Below are 19,518 nucleotides of genomic sequence, written 5' to 3' on the forward strand. Positions count from 1 at the left end.
GGTCCCGTTCACCCGAAGGTGTCAGAGGCATATGCCCACGGCTGAGCTCAGGCGATGCGGTCCAGGACGATCGGGTTCGGGGTGAAGGACGTGCCCTCCGCCGCGATGTCCCACGCAGAGCCGAGCGACTGCAGCGCGTAGTCGAACTTCTCCGGGGTGTCCGTGTGGAGGGTGACGAGCGGCTGGCCGGCCGTCACCGTGTCGCCCGGCTTGGCGTGGATCTCGACGCCCGCGCCGGCCTGCACCGGGTCCTCCTTGCGGGCACGGCCCGCGCCCAGGCGCCAGGCGGCGATGCCGATGTCGTAGGCGTCGAGACGGGTCAGGACGCCGGAGGACGGGGCCGTGACGACGTGCTGCTCGCGGGCGACCGGGAGGGCCGCGTCCGGGTCGCCGCCCTGGGCCGCGATCATCCGGCGCCAGTGGTCCATCGCCGAGCCGTCGGCCAGCGCCTTCGCCGGGTCGGCGTCCTTGATGCCGGCCGCCGCGAGCATCTCGCGGGCCAGCGCGATCGTCAGCTCGACGACGTCCGCCGGGCCGCCGCCCGCGAGGACCTCGACCGACTCGCGGACCTCCAGGGCGTTGCCCGCGGTGAGGCCGAGCGGGGTCGACATGTCGGTGAGCAGGGCCACCGTCTTCACGCCGCTGTCGGTGCCGAGGCCGACCATCGTGGAGGCGAGCTCGCGGGCGTCCTCGATGTTCTTCATGAAGGCGCCGGTGCCGACCTTGACGTCGAGGACCAGGGAGCCGGTGCCCTCGGCGATCTTCTTCGACATGATCGAGGAGGCGATCAGCGGGATGGCCTCGACGGTGCCGGTGACGTCGCGGAGCGCGTACAGCTTCTTGTCGGCCGGGGCCAGACCGTCGCCGGCCGCGCAGATGACCGCGCCGGTGGTGTCGAGGACGTGCAGCATCTCCTCGTTGGAGAGCAGCGCCCGCCAGCCGGGGATGGACTCCAGCTTGTCGAGCGTGCCACCGGTGTGGCCGAGGCCCCGGCCGGAGAGCTGCGGCACGGCCGCGCCGCAGGCGGCGACGAGCGGGGCGAGCGGGAGGGTGATCTTGTCGCCGACGCCTCCGGTGGAGTGCTTGTCGGCGGTCGGGCGGGAGAGCGCGTCGAAGTTCATGCGCTCGCCGGAGGCGATCATGGCCGCCGTCCAGCGGGCGATCTCGGCGCGGTTCATGCCGTTCAGCAGGATGGCCATGGCCAGGGCGGACATCTGCTCGTCGGCGACCGCGCCGCGGGTGTAGGCGTCGATGACCCAGTCGATCTGCTCCGGGCTCAGCTCACCCTTGTCCCGCTTCGTGCGGATGACGGAGATGACGTCCATGGTGGTGCCTCTTTCTACGCGCATAGAGGGGGAAAGGAGGAGCGGCCCTCCCATCGTGCCGGAAGGGCCGCTCCGAAGTACTACTTCGCGAGGTGCTCCGGGCCGAACGCCTGCGGCAGCATCTCGGCCAGGGTGAGGAACCCGGCGGGCGTCTCCAGGACGAGTCCGGGGCCGCCGAACTCGTGCAGGAGCTGCCGGCACCGGCCGCACGGCACCAGGGACTCGCCCCGGCCGTCCACGCAGACGAAGTGGGTCAGACGGCCGCCGCCGGTCGCCTGGAGCTGTGAGACGAGACCGCACTCGGCGCAGAGGCCGAGCCCGAAGGAGGCGTTCTCGACGTTGCAGCCGGAGACCACCCGCCCGTCGTCCACGAGGGCCGCGGCGCCGACCGGGAAACCCGAGTACGGGGCGTACGCGCGGGCCATCGCCTCGCGGGCCGTGGCCCGGAGCCGCTCCCAGTCCGCCTCGGACAGGGTGGTCCCCGGAAGGGCGGCCGTCACTTGCCTTGGCCCTTCCGGTACGGCAGCCCGTCCGCCTTCGGCATGCGCAGGCGCTGCGCCGACAGGGCGAGCACCAGCAGGGTGGTGATGTACGGGGCCGCGTCCACGAACTGGCTCGGGACCTCGTCGGTCAGCACGTACCAGAGGAAGAAGGCGGCGGAGAAGGCCGCGGAGACCGCGCCGACCACGTACTTCTTCTTGTACAGCTGCCACACGGCGGCGATCAGCAGGAGGACCGCGACGAGCAGCAGCAGCGCGTGGACGTTCTCGGCGCCGCCGCGCAGCTTGAGGCTGTCGGTGAAGCCGAAGAGGCCGGCGCCGAGCGCCATGCCGCCGGGCATCCAGTTGCCGAAGATCATCGCGGCGAGACCGATGTAGCCGCGGCCGCCGGTCTGGCCCTCCTGGTAGATGCCGGTGGCGACGATCGCGAGGAACGCGCCACCGAGGCCCGCGAGGGCGCCGGAGACGGTGACGGCGATGTACTTGTACTTGTAGACGTTGACGCCGAGCGACTCGGCGGCGACCGGGTTCTCACCGCAGGAGCGCAGGCGCAGGCCGAAGGCGGTGCGCCACAGCAGCCACCAGGTGGCCGGGATCAGCAGCAGGGCGACGACGGTCAGCAGCGACAGGTTGGTGACCAGGCCGCCGAGGATGCCCGCCAGGTCCGAGATGAAGAACCAGTGCTTGCCCTGGAGGTCGGCCAGCCAGTCGGACAACCCTGGGATCGTGATCTTGGTGATCTGATCGATGCGCGGCGACTGCTTGGAGGAGCCGCCCTCCGCCTCGGCGAACGTGAAGTTCGACAGGTACTGGGTGAAGCCGACCGCGAGGATGTTGATCGCCACACCGGAGACGATGTGGTTCACGTTGAACGTGACGGTGATGATCGCGTGCAGCAGACCGCCGATCGCGCCACCGAGGAGACCGAAGAGGACACCCACCCAGGGGCCCCACTGGTATCCGGCCCAGGCGCCGAACCAGGTGCCGAGCACCATCATGCCTTCGAGGCCGATGTTGACGACGCCCGCGCGCTCGGCCCACAGACCGCCGAGACCGGCGAGGCCGATCGGCACGGCGAGCTGGAGCGCACCCGAGACCTGACCCACCGAGGTGAGGTCGTTGGCCCCGGAGACGGCCCGGACGAACGAGAAGAGCAGGAGACCGGCCGCGACGATCAGCATGATCCACGGCCAGGTGAGCTTGCGGCGTCCGCCGCCCTTGGGCGCGGCGCTCGGCTTGGTGACAGTGCCGGTGCTCATGCCGAGACCTCCTTGTCGGTCTTGATGGCGCCGCCGGCGGCGAGTTCCTCGCCGACCTTCTGCTGCTGGCGGCGGAGGCCGTAACGGCGGACGAGCTCGTAGGAGACGACCACGGCGATCACGATGATGCCCTGCATGATCTTGGTGATCTCCTTCGGATACCCGTAGGTGTCGAGGGAGCTGGACGCCTTGTCGAGGAACGCGAAGAGCAGCGCCGCGAAGAAGATGCCGACCGGGTGGTTACGCCCGAGCAGCGCGATGGTGATGGCGGTGAAGCCGACACCGACGGGGAAGTCGAGGCTGTACGTGTGGGACTCGCCGAGCAGCGTCGGCATGCCGGCGAGGCCGGCCAGCGCGCCCGAGAGCAGCATCGAGGTGAGGATCATCTTCTTGGCGTCGACGCCGCTGGCCTGGGCCGCGGACTCGCTGGCGCCGGTGGCGCGCAGGTCGAAGCCGAACCGGGTGCGGTTGAGGGTGAACCAGTAGACGACGCCGAGGGCGAGCGCGACGAACGTGAAGCCGTAGATGACTCCGTTGCCCTCGCCCATGTCGATGCCCGGGAACCAGCCGGACTCGGAGATCTCACCGGTGGTGAGGTTGTTCGAGCCCTCCGGCTGGACGCCGAAGTTCTTCGGCAGGATCAGCCAGGCCACCAGCGAGGTCGCGATGGCGTTCAGCATGATCGTCGAGACGACCTCGGAGACGCCGCGGGTGGTCTTCAGGATGCCGGCGATGCCGGACCAGAAGGCGCCGGTCAGCATCGCGACGACGACGATCACGAAGATGTGCAGCGGGCCGGGCAGCTCGATCGAGGCGCCGACGAGCGCCGAGACCATCGCGGCGAGCCGGTACTGGCCGTCGACACCGATGTTGAACAGGTTCATCCGGAAGCCGATGGCCACGGCCAGGGCTGCCAGGTAGTAGATCCCGGTCTGGTTGACGATCAGGACCTGGATGTCGGCGAACCCGGCGTTCTCGATCATCAGCCGGATCGGCTCGATCGGGTCCAGGCCCGTCGCGAGCAGCACCAGCACGGTGAGCACGAACGAGGAGACCAGGGCGAGCACCGGTCCCGCCGCGCCCAGGATCAGCTTGTCCTTGTCGATCTTCATCATCGGGCGTCACCGTCTTCGGACTGCTCTTCGTTGCCCTCGAGGCGGCCGCTGGCCGCGCCGGTCATGGCGGAGCCCAGCTCCTCGGGCGTGATGGTGGCGGGGTCGGCGTCCGCGACGAGCCTGCCGCGGTACATGACCCGGAGGGTGTCGGAGAGACCGATCAGCTCGTCGAGGTCGGCGGAGATCAGCAGCACCGCCAGGCCCTCGCGGCGCGCGTCCCGGATCGCGTCCCAGATCTGCGCCTGCGCGCCGACGTCCACACCGCGGGTGGGGTGGGCGGCGATCAGGAACTTGGGCGCGTGGCTCATCTCGCGGCCGACGATCAGCTTCTGCTGGTTGCCGCCGGAGAGGGAGGCCGCGGTGACGTCGATGCCGGGCGTGCGCACGTCGTACTCGCGCACGATCCGCTCGGTGTCCTTGCGGGCCGCCTTCGGGTCGAGGATGCCGCGCCGGGAGTTGGGCGCCTCGGAGACGTGACCGAGGATCCGGTTCTCCCAGAGGGGGGCCTCCAGGAGCAGGCCGTGGCGGTGGCGGTCCTCGGGGATGTAGCCGATGCCGCCCTCGCGGCGCTTGCGCACCGAGACCTTGGAGATGTCCTGGCCGTCGAGGGTGATCACACCGGAGTCCGGGGTGGCCATGCCCATCAGGGCCTCGATCAGCTCGGTCTGGCCGTTGCCCTCGACTCCCGCGATCCCGAGGATCTCGCCCTTGTGGATCGTGAGGGAGATGTCGTCGAGGAGCTTGCGGCCCACGGCCGTCTCCTCCGTCACGACGACGGTCCTGGCGGGGTCCGGCGGGGCGGCGCTGGTCAGCGGGGCGCCCGAGGCGCCGCTCTCGACCAGGGTCAGGTTCCGCACGGAGAGCATCGGGACGTCGGTGACCGTGGACTCGCGGGTCTCCGGCGAGGGCAGCTCGCTGCCGACCATCAGCTCCGCGAGCTGCTTGGTGGTGGCGGTCCTGGGGTCGGCGGTGCCGACGGTGGTGCCCCGGCGGATGACGGTGATGTCGTCGGCGACCTTCAGGACCTCGCCCAGCTTGTGCGAGATGAAGATGACGGTCAGGCCCTCGGACTTGAGCTCGCGCAGGTTGTCGAAGAGCGCGTCGACCTCCTGCGGGACGAGGACGGCGGTCGGCTCGTCGAGGATGAGGATCTTGGCACCGCGGAAGAGGACCTTGAGGATCTCCACGCGCTGACGGTCGGCGACGCCGAGGTCCTCGACGAGGGCGTCCGGGCGGACCCCGAGGCCGTAGGCGTCGGAGATCTCCTGGATCTTCCGCCGCGCCTTGGCGCCGATGCCGTAGAGCTTCTCGCCGCCGAGGACGACGTTCTCCAGGACGGTGAGGTTGTCGGCGAGCATGAAGTGCTGGTGCACCATGCCGATGCCGCGCGCGATGGCGTCACCGGGGCTGGAGAAGGTGACCTGCTCACCGTCGATCGCGATGGTGCCCTCGTCCGGCTTCTGCATGCCGTAGAGGATCTTCATGAGGGTCGACTTGCCGGCACCGTTCTCGCCGATGAGGGCGTGCACGGTGCCCTTGCGGACCGTGATGGCGATGTCCTTGTTGGCGACGACGCCAGGGAATCGCTTGGTGATGCCGTGCAGTTCTACGGCAGGGGGGCTGGACGCGTTGATGACGCACTCTCCTTGGCCGGAAGGAGTGGGAGCGGGAGGGCAGGGCGGGGCGAAGTTATCGTGCCAGGGAGACATCTACACGCGTAGCGCTGCCGAAAAATGAAAACCCGTACGGGAATGGGGCCCGGCCCCGGTGGGGGTCCCACCGTTGCCGGGCCTTGGGTCGTCGACCCTGCTCCTTACGGAGCGGTCTTGACCGTGATCTTGCCGTCGATGATGTCCTTCTTCGCCTTGTCCACCGCGGCGATGAGGTCCGTCATCTCCTTGAACTTCGGGTTGGAGTCCGCCAGGGCGACACCGTCGGTGGCGAGGCCGTAGCGGACCTCACCGGTCTGCGGCTTGCCGTCCTTGACCGACTTGATCAGGTTGAAGACGGAGTCCGAGACGTCCTTGGTGACCGAGGTCAGGATGCTGGCCTTGTACGCGGCCAGACCCGGCTGGTTGTACTGGTCGGAGTCGACACCGATCGCCCACTTGCCGGCGGCCGAGGCGGCCTCGATCGAGCCGGAACCGGCCAGACCGGCGGCCGCGTAGATCACGTCGGCGCCCTTGTCGAGCTGGCCCTCCGCGGCGGCCTTGCCGAGGTCGGGCTTGGAGAAGCCGTCGAAGTTCGGCGGCTGGGTCAGGTACTGGACGAGCACCTTCGCCTTGGGGTTGGTGTCCTTGACGCCCTGCGCGAAGCCCGCCTCGAACTTCTTGATCAGCGGAACCTCGACACCGCCGATGAAGCCGACCGTGCCGGTCTTGGACGCCTTGGCGGCGGCGACGCCGGCCAGGTAGGAGCCCTGCTCCTCGTTGAAGACGAGGTTGGCGATGTTCGGGCCGGTCTTCGACGTGTCGTCGATGAGGCCGAAGGTGGTCTTCGGGTAGGCCTTGGCGACCTTCTCGATGGCCGGCGCGTAGGCGAAGCCGACACCGATGACCGGGTTGTTCCCGGCGCGGGCGAGCGCGGTGAGGCGCTGCACCTTGTCGGCGTCGCCCTCGCCCTCGGAGGGCTCGGCCTCGGAGCCCTTGACGCCGAGCTCGTCCTCGGCCTTCTTCAGGCCCGCGTAGGCGGCGTCGTTGAAGGACTGGTCGCCACGGCCGCCGATGTCGTACGCGATGGCGGCCTTCGTCGCCTTCGTGTCCGAACTCGGGCTGGAGCCGGAGTCCGTCGAAGACTTGCCACACGCGGTGGCGGAGAGGGCGAGCGCCGCGGAGGCGATGCCCACGGTCGTGATCCTGGTGATCCGGCGCAAGAGGAGGGTCCCTTCAAGACTGACCGAAAGCGCCTCTTCCGGCGCTGGTTTCGCGGCGATCGTAACGCGCGTAGATGTCAGTTAAAGACCCGTTCATGAGTCGTTATCGGATCGTCGCGAACCGGCCAGCCGAGGCGACCGGGGGCGTTCGGCCCGGTACCGCCGGTTATATCGCCGGGCGGAGCCGACGGGACGGGGGGCCGGGCGCGCCGCGCCGGGCCTGTGGGCCGAAGGGGGGAAGGCGATCGGCCGGACGGACGAGGGGTCCGTCCGGCCGGAGGCCGGGGCCGCGGTGGACCGGGGGCGGGGCCGGTGGTCCGGGGGCGGCGCCCCTGGTCCGGGGGGTCAGCGCCCCGGTGTGCCGTCGATCAGGGCCGCCGCCGTGAAGAGCTCGACCGCCGCCTCGATGCTCCGCTCGTCCACGTCGAAGTCCCCGGCGTGCAGGTCACGGACCCGGGTGTCGCCGGGGGTGCGGACGCCGAGGCGGGCCATGGCGCCGGGGACGTGCTCCAGGTACCAGGAGAAGTCCTCGCCGCCGAGGCTCTGCTCCGTGTCCTCGATCGCGTACGGTCCGCGGCGGGCGGTCATCGCGGCCGCGAGCAGTTCGGTGACGCCGGGGTCGTTGACGACCGGGGGGACGCCACGGACGTAGGTGACGGTCGACTTGGCCCGGTGCAGGGCCGCGATCTCGTCGACGGCCGCGTGCACCAGGTCGGGCGCCTCCCGCCAGGTCGGCAGGTCGAGGCAGCGGACGGTGCCGGAGAGTTCGGCGTGCTGCGGGATGACGTTGCAGGCGTGGCCCGCCTCGATCCGGCCCCAGGTGACCGAGAGCCCCGAGCGGGCGTCGACGCGGCGGGCCAGGACGGCGGGGACGTCGGTGGCGATCCGGGCGGCGGCGGTGACGAGGTCGGTGGTGAGGTGCGGGCGGGCGGTGTGGCCGCCGGGGCCGTCCAGGGTGATTTCGAGACGGTCGCAGGCGGAGGTGATGGGTCCGGCGCGGAGCCCGATCCTCCCCGCGTCCACCTTGGGGTCGCAGTGGACGGCGATGATCCGCCCGACCCCGTCCAGGACCCCGGCCTCGATGGCGTCGGCGGCTCCGCCGGGGAGGACCTCCTCGGCGGGCTGGAAGAGGAGCCGTACGGCGTTCGGCAGGAGGCCCCGCCGGTCGAGATCGGCGAGGACGAGTCCGGCGCCGAGGACCGCGGTGGTGTGGACGTCGTGTCCGCAGGCGTGGGCCCGGTTGGCCACGGTGGAGCGGTAGGCGACGGTCTTGACGTCGGGGATGGGCAGCGCGTCGAGGTCGGCGCGGAGGGCGAGCATGGGCCGGTCGTGGTCCGGGGTGCCGATGTCACAGATGAGTCCGGTGCCGCCCGGCAGGACCTTCGGCGCGAGGCCGGCCGCCTCCAGGCGGGCCTTGAGCGCGGCGGTCGTACGGAACTCCTGGTTCCCCAGCTCCGGGTGCATGTGCAAGTCCCTGCGGAAGGCGATCAGTTCGACGCGCAGGGGTTCGGACAGCGTTCCGGGCAGGGTGACGGAGCCTGGCTCACGGGACTTCAACTGGTTCACCCTTTGAAGGGTAGGCCTCCGGAGTGGTCAACTGCCCGTTGATCACAAAAAGTTCAGCCCGTTAGGGGAAAGAATCTCGGTTTGTCAGGCATGAAGGCCACTCCATATGGGTACGCTCAGCCGAATTCGAGCCGGTCGGTCGGGGCCGCCGCCCGCGCGGTGAGCCGGTCCACCTCGTGGGCCGCCGTGCCCGCCACCCCCGACAGGAAACCCTGCGCGCGCGGTGAGGCGCTCTCCCGCAGCCACTCGGGCGCGATCTCGCAGACCGCGACCTTCACCCCGGTCCCGGCGAGGGCCAGCGGCAGGGTGTGCACGACCGTGGACGGGAAGCTGACGACCGTACGGCCGATGGGCCCGCGCCGGGCGATCAGCTCCAGGGGCAGTTCCGGCCGGACCACCTGCAGGCCCGTCTCGACCGCGATCCGGTGCAGCTTCTCGGCGCTCTCCCTGCGGTGCGCGAAGTAGCGGGTGGCGCCGTGGGTGCGGGCCAGCTCGCCCACCACCCGGTCGTAGTGGGCCGCGTCGACCACCCCCGTCTCGACCAGCGAGGTACCGACCAGGTCCGCACCGCCGGTGAGCAGCGGCGGGCCGAAGCGGGTCCGGGTCCAGGCGAACGCGTTCTCGGTGACCGTGATGCCCTCCGGGGCCTCGACGGGCAGCGAGGTGAAGATCTCGACCGTACGGTTCCCGGTCGGGGCGAGACGCCGCCTCGCGAGCGAGCTCACCGGGGCGAGGAGCAGCTCGCGCGGGCCCAGGCTGCCCTTGCGGTGCCAGCGCACCAGGCGCTCGCCCCGGCCGATCTGGGCGGCGAACTCCATCGTGGCGGTGCCGTCGTCGACCACCGTCAGGTGCCGGGGGCCGAAGAGGGTCAGGAGCAGCTGGACGTACCGGGAGAACGGGTCGCCGATGATCACCCGCTCCGCCGAGCGCAGCGGCCGGGCGAGCTCCCGCAGGGTGCGGGCGAGCGCGCCCCGGCCGCCGCGGGCCTCCTGCCAGCGGACGGTGACGCCCTCGTCGCGGGCCAGCTGGGCCATCCGGCGCAGCTGGCCCCGCGACATGGGGTCGGTCGGCGAGAGGACGACGACCGTCAGGTCGGGTGCGGAGCGCGCCGGACCCGTGGCGGGCCCGTGTCCCCCGGCGCGGCCGTCCGGCGGCGCCGTACCCGTGACGGGATCGGGGACCGGGAGCCTGGGCTCGGCAAGGGCGGCGCCCGGAAGGGCGGCCCCCCGGCCGCCGGGGGCCGTGTCGCCCCCGGCGTCGGCGGGCGCTCCCGTGGCGGGAGCCTGGGCGTGCGCCCATTCCAGGACGTTGAGGAGCTGGACCGGGCTCTCGACGAACGCCAGCTGCCCGGTCATGCGGCGACGAGCCCCTGGACCCGGCGGAGCTTCTTCATCGGGCCGAGCTCCGACTCGTAGACCTTCTTGACGCCGTCGCCGAGGGCGGTCTCGATGGTGCGGATGTCGCGGACCAGGCGCTGGAGGCCCTGGGGCTCGACGGAGGCGGCCTGGTCGGAGCCCCACATGGCGCGGTCGAGGGTGATGTGGCGCTCGACGAAGGTGGCGCCGAGGGCGACGGCGGCCAGCGTGGTCTGGAGGCCGGTCTCGTGGCCGGAGTAGCCGATCGGGACGTTCGGGTACTCCTCCTTCAGCGTGTTGATCACGCGGAGGTTGAGCTCCTCGGCCTTGGCCGGGTACGTCGAGGTGGCGTGGCAGAGCAGGATGTTGTCCGAGCCGAGGACCTCGACCGCGTGGCGGATCTGCTTCGGGGTGGACATGCCCGTGGAGAGGATGACCGTGCGGCCGGTGGCGCGCAGGGCGCGGAGCAGCTCGTCGTCGGTGAGGGAGGCGGAGGCGACCTTGTGGGCGGGGACGTCGAACTTCTCCAGGAAGGCGACGGCCTCGGTGTCCCACGGGGAGGCGAACCAGTCGATGCCGCGCTTGCGGCAGTGCTCGTCGATGGCGCGGTACTCGTCCTCGCCGAACTCCACGCGGTGGCGGTAGTCGATGTACGTCATCCGGCCCCAGGGGGTGTCGCGCTCGATGTCCCACTGGTCGCGCGGGGTGCAGATCTCCGGGGTGCGCTTCTGGAACTTGACGGCGTCACAGCCGGCCTCGGCGGCGACGTCGACGAGCGCGAGGGCGTTCTCGAGCTCGCCGTTGTGGTTGATGCCGATCTCGCCGGTGATGTAGACGGGACGGCCCGGGCCGGCGGTCTTCTCGCCGAAGGTGCGCAGACGAGTGCTCATGGTGCTGTTCCTTAGGAGTCGGGGGTGTTGAGCTCGGGTCCGAGGAGCCAGGCGGCGATCTCGCGGATCGCTCCCGAGCCACCCGGGGTGACGGTGACCGCGCGGGCCGCGGCCCGTACGGAGTCGTGGGCGCTGCTCACCGCGACGGGCCAGCCGACGAGGTGGAAGCAGGGCAGGTCGTTGACGTCGTTTCCGGCGTAGAGGACGCGCTGGGGGTCGATGCCCTCGGCCTCGCACCACTCCTTGAGGGCCCGGTCCTTGCGGTCGATGCCGTGCAGGACGGGGATCTTGAGCTTGCGGGCGCGGGCGGCGACGACGGCGTTCTGTTCGGTGGAGAGGATGAGGACGGGCAGTCCCGCGCGGCGCAGGGCGGCGATGCCGAGGCCGTCGCCGCGGTGCGCGGAGACGAACTCGCGTCCCTCGGCGTCCAGGTGGACCCGGTCGTCGGTCTGCGTGCCGTCGAAGTCGAGGACGACGGCGTCGACGTCGGCGAAGCCGGGGGTGGCCGGCGTGTCGAGGAGCGGCGCGAGGGCGCGAGCCCGGGCCAGGTCGTGCGGGTCGTCGATCTCCAGGACCCGGGCGGGGTCGGCGACGACGAGCGCGGTACGGCCGAAGAAGCGGTGCTCGTGGGTACGGAAGCCGGCCGCGTCCATCGCGTAGACGGCGCCGGTCTCCAGGTACTCGGGCTCCCGGTCCTGACGGCGGGGGCGGTGCGCCTTGTCGTGGTTGACGCCGGTGGCACCGTTCTCGGCCGAGTCGCGCCAGAGGAAGCCGTGCGAGGGCGCGGCGGTGAAGGCCGTGTCGGCCGCGCCCGAGGTGACGCGCTCGGCGGTCTCGGCGATCTCGGCGGAGGTCAGGAAGGGGCTGGTGCACTGGACGAGGAGGACCACGTCGGCCGGGCGGCCGTGGGTGGCCTCGAAGGCGTCCATCGCGTGCAGGACGGCCGCCTCGCTGGTGGCGGTGTCGCCCGCGATCTCGGCGGGGCGGCGCACGGCCTCGGCGCCGGCGGTACGGGCCGCCGCCGCGATGCCGGCGTCGTCGGTGGAGACCACCACGTGGGTGACGGCGCGGGCGCCCAGGCAGGCGTGGACGGCGCGGACCACCAGGGGGACCCCGGCCACCGGGGCGAGGTTCTTGGCGGGGACGCCCTTGGAGCCGCCCCTCGCGGGGATGACGGCGAGGACGGTCGCCGGGGGCTGCGGGGCCTGCGGGGTGGCGGTCATCAGAGTTCTCCCAGGCGGCGGATGACGGGGGCGACGCGTTGCACGCCGTGGCGGTACGCGCCCCGCGCGGCCTCCCGGACGACCCGTCGCAGGCCGCTCTCGCGGGGCTCCGGGGCGGTGACGTCCAGGCGGTGGCGGGCGAGGATCCCGGGCAGGTAGCCGGGGGCCGTCTCCGCGGTGTAGTAGGGGGTGATCGGGGGCAGCGCGGGGAGTGCCAGGAGCTCGGCGACCCGGTCGCGGGCCGTGTCGAAGGCGGCCTCGTAGGGGCTGTCGGAGGCGACGCCCTGCCGGGCGAGCCAGCTCTCGTCGGGCGTCGGGGCGAGCCCCTTGTCGAGCCGGTCGAAGGAGGCGAGGAGGCCCGAGCCCACGAAGTGGTGGTTGCCGAGCGCCTCACGGACCCCGAGGTCGGTGAGGATCGCGGTGGGGATGCGCCGGTGGAGGGCTTCGAGGGCGGCCGTCGAGGAGACGGTGACCAGCAGGTCGGTCCGGTCCAGGACCTCGCCCATGTGCCCGTACACGAGACGGAAGTTGGCCGGCGGGTCCAGCTCGCGGACCAGCTTCTGGAAGGGGAACTCCTCCAGGTGGGTGGTGTGCTCGCCCGGCTTGGAGCGGAGCTTGAGGAGCACCTCGCGGCCCGGGTGGAGGCGGGCGTGCCCGATCAGCCGCTTCAGGACGTAGGCGCGTTCGGTCCGGGTGGCGGGCACCGACGGCTGGGCCGCGAAGACCAGGGTGTCGCGGCCGGCCTCGGGGGTGTGCGGGGCGCCGCCGAGGAAGGGCAGGGCCGCCTCCACGACCGAGTCGGCTCCGGCGCCCACTCCCTCGTACACCGCGCGGAAACGCTCGGCGTCGTGGCGGGAGTTGGCGAGGACGACATCGGCGCCGTGCCGCAGGAGGAGTCCGTCGGTGAGCTTCTCGTAGACGACCCCGACATAGCCGGTGACGATCACGGGGCGCCGTGCGAGGCCCAGGTCGGCCAGGCCCTGGAGGACGGCGCGGACGGTGCCGCCGACGAGGGCGAGCACGACGACGTCGAATCCCTCGCCGCGCGCCTCCGCGTCCCGTACCGCGCGCAGGAACTCCGCGCCCGTCACCTCGCGCGGGGTGGTCGTGGACACCCCGGTCTCGGCGAGCTGGCGTTCGGTGGGCGTGGCCCGTCCCCGTAGGACGAATCCGGTGGGTTCGGCGGTCGCCGTGGTGATGCGGCGCGCCGTGAGGGCGCCCCATTTCCACCGGGTGTCGGAGTCGGCGAGTACGGCGACCCGTACCGCTTCTCTGGTACTTGCTGGCACGTCGAGGACGCTAGAAGGGCATTCCGCTTTCCGGCCCAACTGAGCCACAACAAACGGTGAACAGAGCCTCTCCGCCCGCTGAAGTGGGTCGCGATCAGGACGTACCGAGGCCGATTTCCCCTGCGCGGAAAGGCGGTTAATCGGCCCGCCGCTTGGTGTTCACCGAAAGGCTGCCCGCCGGTCGGTGGGAATGCCGGGGCGACGCCTAGCGTCGACCGGGTGGTCAAGCTCTCCGTCGTCGTGCCGTTCTTCAACGTGCAGACATACGCCCCCGACACCCTCACGAGCCTGCGGGCCAACGCCCGCGAGGACTTCGAGTTCCTCCTTGTCGACGACTGCTCCTCCGACGGGACTCCCGAGCTCCTCGAACGGGCCGCGCGCGAGATCCCGGGTGCCGTCCTGATCAGGCACGAGCACAACGAGGGTCTCGCCACGGCCCGCAACACCGGACTCGACGCCGCCCGCGGCGAGTACCTCACCTTCCTCGACGGGGACGACTGGCTCGCCCCCGGCTACTACTCCCGTCTGGTCGCCGCCGCCGAGGACCTCGGCTGCGACTTCCTGCGCACCGACCACGTCTCCGTCACCGGCAGGAACCGCGGGATCCGCCGTGCGCCCGTCCCCCTGCGCGGCGAGGTGCTGAACCCTCGGGACGCGATCCTGCCGTCGCACCGGACGACCTCGGTCGACTACCCGTACGCCTGGGCCGGGATCTACCACCGGCGGCTCCTGGACCGGGGCCTGCTGCACTTCACGCACGGGCTGCGGACGGCCGAGGACCGGCCGTGGATCTGGAAACTGCACCGCGAGGCGGAATCGTTCGCCGCGATCGGTGAACTCGGTGTCTTCTATCGGCGCGGAGTGGCCACCTCGCTCACCCAGATCGGTGATGTCAGGCAATTGGATTTCATCCGCGCATTCGACCAGGTGATCGAGGAAACGGCGCAGGATCCGGCGGCCGATCTTCTTCTTCCCAAGGCCGTCCGTACCTATTGCGCGGTGATTTCCCATCACATCGGTTCGATCGAGCGATTCGAACCCGAGGTGGCGCGCCGGCTGAAGGCGATGAGCGCGGGCGCGCTGCGGCGGATGCCCCAGGGAGTCCTCGACGAGGCCCTGGGGGCGATGGGCGGGGACCGCGCGACGATGCTGCGCAAGCTGCGGCGCCGCCGCCCGGCACCACCGCCGGGACCGGGCACGGGCTCAGGTCCGGGCTCCGGCGGCTCGGGTACGGGCTCCCGCGACTCGGGTACGGGCTCCCGCCCGGGCACCGGCGCCACCTCCGCGACCGCCTCCGCCCCCGCCTCCTCGGAGGTGGCCGCGTGAGCCCCCGCCGCACCACCCAGATCTTCTGCGCCTCCACCCTCTACGGGGCCGTGACGCTCGCCGCCGCCCTGGACAGCGGCGCCTTCGGTCCCGCCGACCGCCGGATCCTGCTCGTCACCAACAACGCCGCCGTCCCGGAGACGACCCCCGCCCTGGACGAGGCCGAGGGCTTCGACCGGCTGCGCGGCCGCTTCGACTCCGTGCTGTCCTGGAACGAGACGATCTCCCCGCTCCACCCGGGCGGCTGGACCCCCCGGCCGAGCGACCTGCCGCTGCTCCAGCGTCATCTCCGCAAGCTGTGGAACCTCGGCGACGACCGCGTCGAACTCGCCCTGGAGTCGCTCCAGGTGACGCCCGCCCTCGCCATCGCCCAGCTGCTGCCCGACGCTCCGATCACCGCGTACGCGGACGGGCTCATGAGCTACGGGCCGACCCGGAACAAGATCGACCCCCTGATCGGCGGACGCGTCGCCCGGCTGCTCCACCTGGACCTCGTCCCCGGACTCGCGCCGCTGCTGCTCGCCGAGTTCGGGGCGGTGCCCGAGGCCGTACCGACCGAGGCGTTCACCCGGTGCGTCGAAGAACTGGCCGGGCCCGACGCGCCGGCGGGCGCGGAGGACGGGCCCGCGCTGCTCCTCGGCCAGTACCTGGCCGCGCTCGACCTGCTGACCGCGGCCGAGGAGGAGGAGCTGCACCTGCGGATGGTCCGGGGCGCGGTCGCCCACGGCCACCGGCGGCTCGTCTTCAAACCGCACCCGACGGCCCCCGACTCCTGGTCGAAGGCGCTGGCGCGCGAGGCGGAGGCCCTCGGTGCCGAACTGACCGTCGAGGACCGGCCCGTACTCGCCGAGGTGCTCTACCGCGAGCTGCGGCCCGCCCTGGTCGTCGGCTGCTTCTCGACGGCGCTGCTCACCGCCCGGACCTTCTACGGTCTGCCGATCGCCCGGGTCGGGACGCGCACCCTGCTGGAACGGCTCACCCCGTTCCAGAACAGCAACCGCATCCCGCTCACGGTCGTGGACGCGGTCGTCCCGCCCCTGGAGGACAGCGGGGAGGACGGCGGGCAGCACAGCGGCACGGTCGGTACGGCGGAGCTGAACGACCTCGTCGCGGCCGTCGGCTTCGCGATGCAGCCGAAGATCCGGCCGGAACTCCGCGAGCCGGCGGTACGGCACCTGTCGGGGCCGCTCGCCGAGCACACCCGGCACCACTTCACCCGCCGCCGCCTCACCGTCCTGAACCTGCCCGGCGGCATCCCGCTCCCCCGCCACCCGAGGGTCCGCCGCCTGGCGCGGCGCGCGCTGCGGCTGCGCAAGGCGCTGAAGAGGTAGCCGGAGGGGCGGTGGCGGTGGTGGCCGAAGAGGTGGCGGCCACCGAGAAACGGCGGGCCCGGACCCCGTGCGGGGGATCCGGGCCCGCGGCCGGCTCTCGCCACCTCGGCCGTCGGTCCTCAGGCCTCAGGCGGCCTCAGCCCTCAGCCCTCAGGCGCGGACGATGGCCTCCTGGATCTCCGTCACCCACCGCGAGCGGTCCTCGGGGCACTCCAGGTACAGCTCGCGCGCGAAGCTCCGCGACCGGTAGCCGTTGGCCTCGATCCAGAGGGCCAGGGTCTGCGCGGTCGGCAGGATGGTGTCCATCGAGCCCCGGTGGACGACGGTCGCCGCCTCCTCGATGCCGGGCAGCACGAGCACCTCGACGCCCTCCACGACCGTCCCCTCGGGCACCGTCATGGCGGCGTGCACGACGACCGAGCCGTCGCCCTTCTCCGCGTCCTCGTAGTACGCGATCCCCGGGCCGAAGCCGGTGACCCCGGCGGCTTCAAGCCGGCCGCACAGCTCGTCGTACAGGGGCCCGATGACCGGGCCGATGTCGTGCGGACCGAAGCTCGCGGCGGTCGCGCTCAGCTCGGCGACACGGACGGCGGGGATCTTCTTGACGACGACGTCCTGGGTGGACATACGTCCCTCGCTCTCGATGGCTCGGAGCCGCGCGCCGACCTGGGCGAGCCGGGCCCGCGCCTCCGCCAGGGCCGCTTCCAGCTCGGCCCGGCGCAGACGCAGCATGCCCCGCAGCTCGTCCGCGTCGAACTTCTCGTCGAGGATCGCCCCCACCTGTTCGAGCGTGAAGCCGAGGTCCTTGAGCGCGATGACACGGTTGAGCAGCGCGAGCTGGTCCGCCGCGTAGTAGCGGTAGCCCGTGTGCGGGTCGACCCGGGCCGGGCGCAGCAGTCCGATGGCGTCGTAGTGGCGCAGCATCCGGACCGACACCCGCCCGTGCCGGGCGAAGTCTCCGATGGTGAACATGACGACTCCTACGACACGGCCTCACACGGTGTGAGGGTCAAGCGGCGCTGCTGAGGGAGAGCTTCGCGGCGAAGCCGAGGAAGAGGGCGCCGGCGGCGGAGGTCGCGCCGGCCGAGAGGCGCCTGCGGCGGCGGAAGGCGGCGGCGAGGCGGGTGCCGCCGAAGATGAGCATGGTCAGGTAGAGGAAGCTGCTGATCTGGAGCAGTGTGCCGAGGACGAGGAAGGACAGCGCCGGGTAGGCGTAGCCCGGGTCCACGAACTGCACGAAGAAGGAGATCAGGAAGAGGATCGCCTTCGGGTTGAAGAGGCTGATGATCAGCGCCCGGCGGTAGGGGTGCTCCCCCGGTGCCGTCGGGGTCGCCGCGGTCTCCTCGGCGCGTTCCTCGCTCCGGTCGCGCCACATCGACCAGGCCGCCCGCAGCATCCCGTACGCCATCCAGGCCAGGTAGCCCGCGCCCGCGTACTTCACGACGGTGAAGAGCAGGGGGGTGGTCTGGAGGAGCGAGGCGGCGCCGAGCGCGGCCAGCGTCATCAGGACGGCGTCGCCGGTGAAGACGCCGGCGGCGGCCTTGTACCCGGTCCGGGTGCCCTTGCGGGCGGCGACGGACAGCACGTACAGCGAGTTCGGCCCCGGCAGGAGGATGATGAGGACGAGACCCACGAGATAGGTCGGAAGATCGGTGACACCCAGCATGAAGCGGAGTGTCGCACGTGGGTACGGACTTTCGCCCGGGTGTTTCGTATCGCGGAAGATCGGGAGGCCCGGGCGGGTCAGAACGCGTCGGTCGGGACGTAGGTGCCCCAGACCTCCCGCAGCGCGCCGCACACCTCGCCGACCGTGGCCCGGGCCCTGAGGGCGGCCTTCATCGGGTACAGGACGTTCGCCGTGCCCGCCGCCGCGGTCCTCAGCGCGGCGAGCGCCGCGTCGACGGCCGGCTGATCGCGTTCGGCCCGGAGCCTCGCGAGGCGGGCCGCCTGCCGGGCCTCGATCGCCGGGTCGACGCGGAGCGGCTCGTACGGTTCCTCGACGTCGATCGTGTAGCGGTTGACGCCGACGACGACCCGCTCGCCGCTGTCGGTCTCCTGCGCGATCCGGTAGGCGGAGCGCTCGATCTCGCCCTTCTGGAAGCCGCGCTCGATGGCCCCGACCGCCCCGCCCATGTCCTCGACCCGGGTCATCAGGGCCAGGGCGGCGGCCTCGACGTCGTCGGTCATGCTCTCGACGACGTACGAGCCGGCGAAGGGGTCGACGGTGGCGGTGACGTCCGTCTCGTACGCGAGGACCTGCTGGGTGCGCAGGGCGAGGCGGGCGGACGTGGCCGTCGGCAGGGCGATGGCCTCGTCGAAGGAGTTGGTGTGCAGCGACTGGGTGCCGCCGAGGACGGCGGCGAGGCCCTGCACGGCGACGCGCACCAGGTTGACCTCGGGCTGCTGGGCGGTGAGCTGGACGCCCGCGGTCTGGGTGTGGAAGCGGAGCATCAGCGACCTGGGGTTCCGCGCGCCGAACTCCTCCCTCATGACCCGGGCCCAGATCCGGCGGGCCGCCCGGAACTTGGCGACCTCCTCCAGGATCGTCGTACGGGCCACGAAGAAGAAGGAGAGGCGGGGCGCGAAGTCGTCGACGTCCATGCCGGCGGCGACGGCGGTCCGCACGTACTCGATGCCGTCGGCGAGGGTGAACGCGATCTCCTGCGCGGGCGAGGCACCGGCCTCGGCCATGTGGTAGCCGGAGATCGAGATGGTGTTCCACTTCGGGATCTCGGCCCCGCAGTACTTGAAGGTGTCCGCGATCAGCCGCAGCGAGGGCTTCGGCGGGAAGATGTACGTGCCGCGGGCGATGTACTCCTTCAGCACGTCGTTCTGGATCGTGCCGGTCAGCCGGTCGGCGGGGACGCCCTGCTCCTCGCCGACGAGCTGGTAGAGCAGCAGCAGGAGCGCGGCGGGGGCGTTGATGGTCATCGACGTGGAGACCTCGTCCAGCGGGATGCCGTCGAACAGGATCCGCATGTCGTCGATCGAGTCGACGGCGACGCCGACCTTGCCGACCTCGCCGGAGGCGATCGGCGCGTCCGAGTCGTGGCCCATCTGTGTCGGCAGGTCGAAGGCGACGGAGAGCCCGGTCGTGCCGTTGGCGATGAGCTGCTTGTAGCGGGCGTTGGACTCGACGGCGGTGCCGAAGCCCGCGTACTGCCGCATGGTCCAGGGCCGGCCGGTGTACATCGACGGGTACACGCCGCGGGTGAAGGGGTACGCGCCGGGCTCTCCCAGCTTCTCCCCGGGGTCCCACCCGTCCAGGGCGTCCGGTCCGTAGACCGGCTCGATGGGCAGTCCCGACTCAGACTCGCGTGCCATGCGTTGCGCCTCCCGGACGGCTCGTCACCCAGCGGTACGGCTCCTCGCGGCGGACGGTGTCGGCGGCATGTCCGGGCGGTGGGGCAGGCGCGCTGGGACCTTGCTCACAGCATGCGCGGTTCGCGTCCCACCTGCGCAACCAC

16 protein-coding genes are annotated in these 19,518 nt (G+C 71.6%); 2 read left to right on the forward strand and 14 right to left on the reverse strand.

Translation table 11 applies throughout. The annotated features are described in order from the left end of the window. Window positions 1-47: 47 nt before the first annotated feature. From ABT129_RS17230 to ABT129_RS17280, 11 genes are all read right to left on the reverse strand, one after another. Window positions 48-1,325 (reverse strand): thymidine phosphorylase, encoded by a 1,278-nt coding sequence (locus ABT129_RS17230; RefSeq protein ID WP_351901664.1) that lies wholly within the window; start codon window positions 1,323-1,325, stop codon window positions 48-50. Window positions 1,326-1,405: 80 nt separating this feature from the next. Next, the gene (locus tag ABT129_RS17235) at window positions 1,406-1,825 is read right to left on the reverse strand and encodes a cytidine deaminase (protein ID WP_351901666.1); all 420 of its coding nucleotides are present in this window, start codon (window positions 1,823-1,825) and stop codon (window positions 1,406-1,408) included. After that, the gene (locus ABT129_RS17240; protein WP_351901668.1) at window positions 1,822-3,084 is read right to left on the reverse strand and encodes an ABC transporter permease; all 1,263 of its coding nucleotides are present in this window, start codon (window positions 3,082-3,084) and stop codon (window positions 1,822-1,824) included. The genes ABT129_RS17235 and ABT129_RS17240 overlap by 4 nt, the downstream gene beginning before the upstream one ends. Continuing rightward, window positions 3,081-4,199 (reverse strand): ABC transporter permease, encoded by a 1,119-nt coding sequence (locus tag ABT129_RS17245; protein ID WP_351901670.1) that lies wholly within the window; start codon window positions 4,197-4,199, stop codon window positions 3,081-3,083. The genes ABT129_RS17240 and ABT129_RS17245 overlap by 4 nt, the downstream gene beginning before the upstream one ends. Further along, entirely contained in the window at window positions 4,196-5,908 is a 1,713-nt protein-coding gene (locus tag ABT129_RS17250; protein WP_351901672.1) for an ABC transporter ATP-binding protein, read from the reverse strand. The genes ABT129_RS17245 and ABT129_RS17250 overlap by 4 nt, the downstream gene beginning before the upstream one ends. Before the next feature lie 104 nt (window positions 5,909-6,012). After that, complete coding sequence (locus tag ABT129_RS17255) at window positions 6,013-7,071, reverse strand: BMP family lipoprotein (protein WP_351901674.1); 1,059 nt, start codon at window positions 7,069-7,071, stop codon at window positions 6,013-6,015. A 345-nt stretch (window positions 7,072-7,416) separates the two neighbouring features. Then, window positions 7,417-8,637, reverse strand: coding sequence for an amidohydrolase (locus tag ABT129_RS17260; RefSeq protein WP_351901676.1), 1,221 nt, complete (start codon window positions 8,635-8,637; stop codon window positions 7,417-7,419). A 116-nt stretch (window positions 8,638-8,753) separates the two neighbouring features. Then, on the reverse strand, window positions 8,754-9,992 hold the full coding sequence (locus tag ABT129_RS17265) for a P-loop NTPase family protein (RefSeq protein ID WP_351901678.1): 1,239 nt from the start codon (window positions 9,990-9,992) through the stop codon (window positions 8,754-8,756). Further along, complete coding sequence (locus ABT129_RS17270; RefSeq protein ID WP_351901680.1) at window positions 9,989-10,882, reverse strand: N-acetylneuraminate synthase family protein; 894 nt, start codon at window positions 10,880-10,882, stop codon at window positions 9,989-9,991. The genes ABT129_RS17265 and ABT129_RS17270 overlap by 4 nt, the downstream gene beginning before the upstream one ends. 11 nt (window positions 10,883-10,893) lie before the next feature. Beyond that, entirely contained in the window at window positions 10,894-12,105 is a 1,212-nt protein-coding gene (locus tag ABT129_RS17275; protein ID WP_351901683.1) for a cytidylyltransferase domain-containing protein, read from the reverse strand. Beyond that, window positions 12,105-13,394, reverse strand: a complete 1,290-nt coding sequence (locus ABT129_RS17280) for a DUF6716 putative glycosyltransferase (protein WP_351901685.1) — start codon at window positions 13,392-13,394, stop codon at window positions 12,105-12,107. Before ABT129_RS17280 ends, ABT129_RS17275 begins: the two co-directional genes overlap by 1 nt. A gap of 219 nt (window positions 13,395-13,613) precedes the next feature. Between ABT129_RS17280 and ABT129_RS17285 the strand changes: the two genes are divergently transcribed. Both ABT129_RS17285 and ABT129_RS17290 read left to right on the forward strand, forming a co-directional pair. Then, window positions 13,614-14,720 carry a glycosyltransferase family 2 protein gene (locus ABT129_RS17285; RefSeq protein ID WP_351901687.1) on the forward strand — a complete coding sequence of 369 codons (1,107 nt, stop codon included), beginning with the start codon at window positions 13,614-13,616 and terminating at the stop codon, window positions 14,718-14,720. Next, the gene (locus ABT129_RS17290) at window positions 14,717-16,051 is read left to right on the forward strand and encodes a polysialyltransferase family glycosyltransferase (RefSeq protein WP_502981791.1); all 1,335 of its coding nucleotides are present in this window, start codon (window positions 14,717-14,719) and stop codon (window positions 16,049-16,051) included. Before ABT129_RS17285 ends, ABT129_RS17290 begins: the two co-directional genes overlap by 4 nt. Before the next feature lie 150 nt (window positions 16,052-16,201). On the opposite strand, the gene ABT129_RS17295 is transcribed toward ABT129_RS17290, so the two are convergent. The 3 genes from ABT129_RS17295 to ABT129_RS17305 form a co-directional block, all read right to left on the reverse strand. Beyond that, window positions 16,202-17,023 (reverse strand): MerR family transcriptional regulator, encoded by an 822-nt coding sequence (locus ABT129_RS17295; protein ID WP_351901689.1) that lies wholly within the window; start codon window positions 17,021-17,023, stop codon window positions 16,202-16,204. A gap of 37 nt (window positions 17,024-17,060) precedes the next feature. After that, on the reverse strand, window positions 17,061-17,717 hold the full coding sequence (gene leuE, locus ABT129_RS17300; protein WP_351901691.1) for a leucine efflux protein LeuE: 657 nt from the start codon (window positions 17,715-17,717) through the stop codon (window positions 17,061-17,063). A gap of 77 nt (window positions 17,718-17,794) precedes the next feature. Beyond that, the gene (locus ABT129_RS17305; RefSeq protein ID WP_351901693.1) at window positions 17,795-19,375 is read right to left on the reverse strand and encodes an acyl-CoA mutase large subunit family protein; all 1,581 of its coding nucleotides are present in this window, start codon (window positions 19,373-19,375) and stop codon (window positions 17,795-17,797) included. Between the last annotated feature and the right edge of the window lie 143 nt (window positions 19,376-19,518).

It is taken from the genome of Streptomyces sp. NPDC002057 (genome assembly GCF_040296665.1).
In the GTDB taxonomy this organism is placed as follows: domain Bacteria; phylum Actinomycetota; class Actinomycetes; order Streptomycetales; family Streptomycetaceae; genus Streptomyces.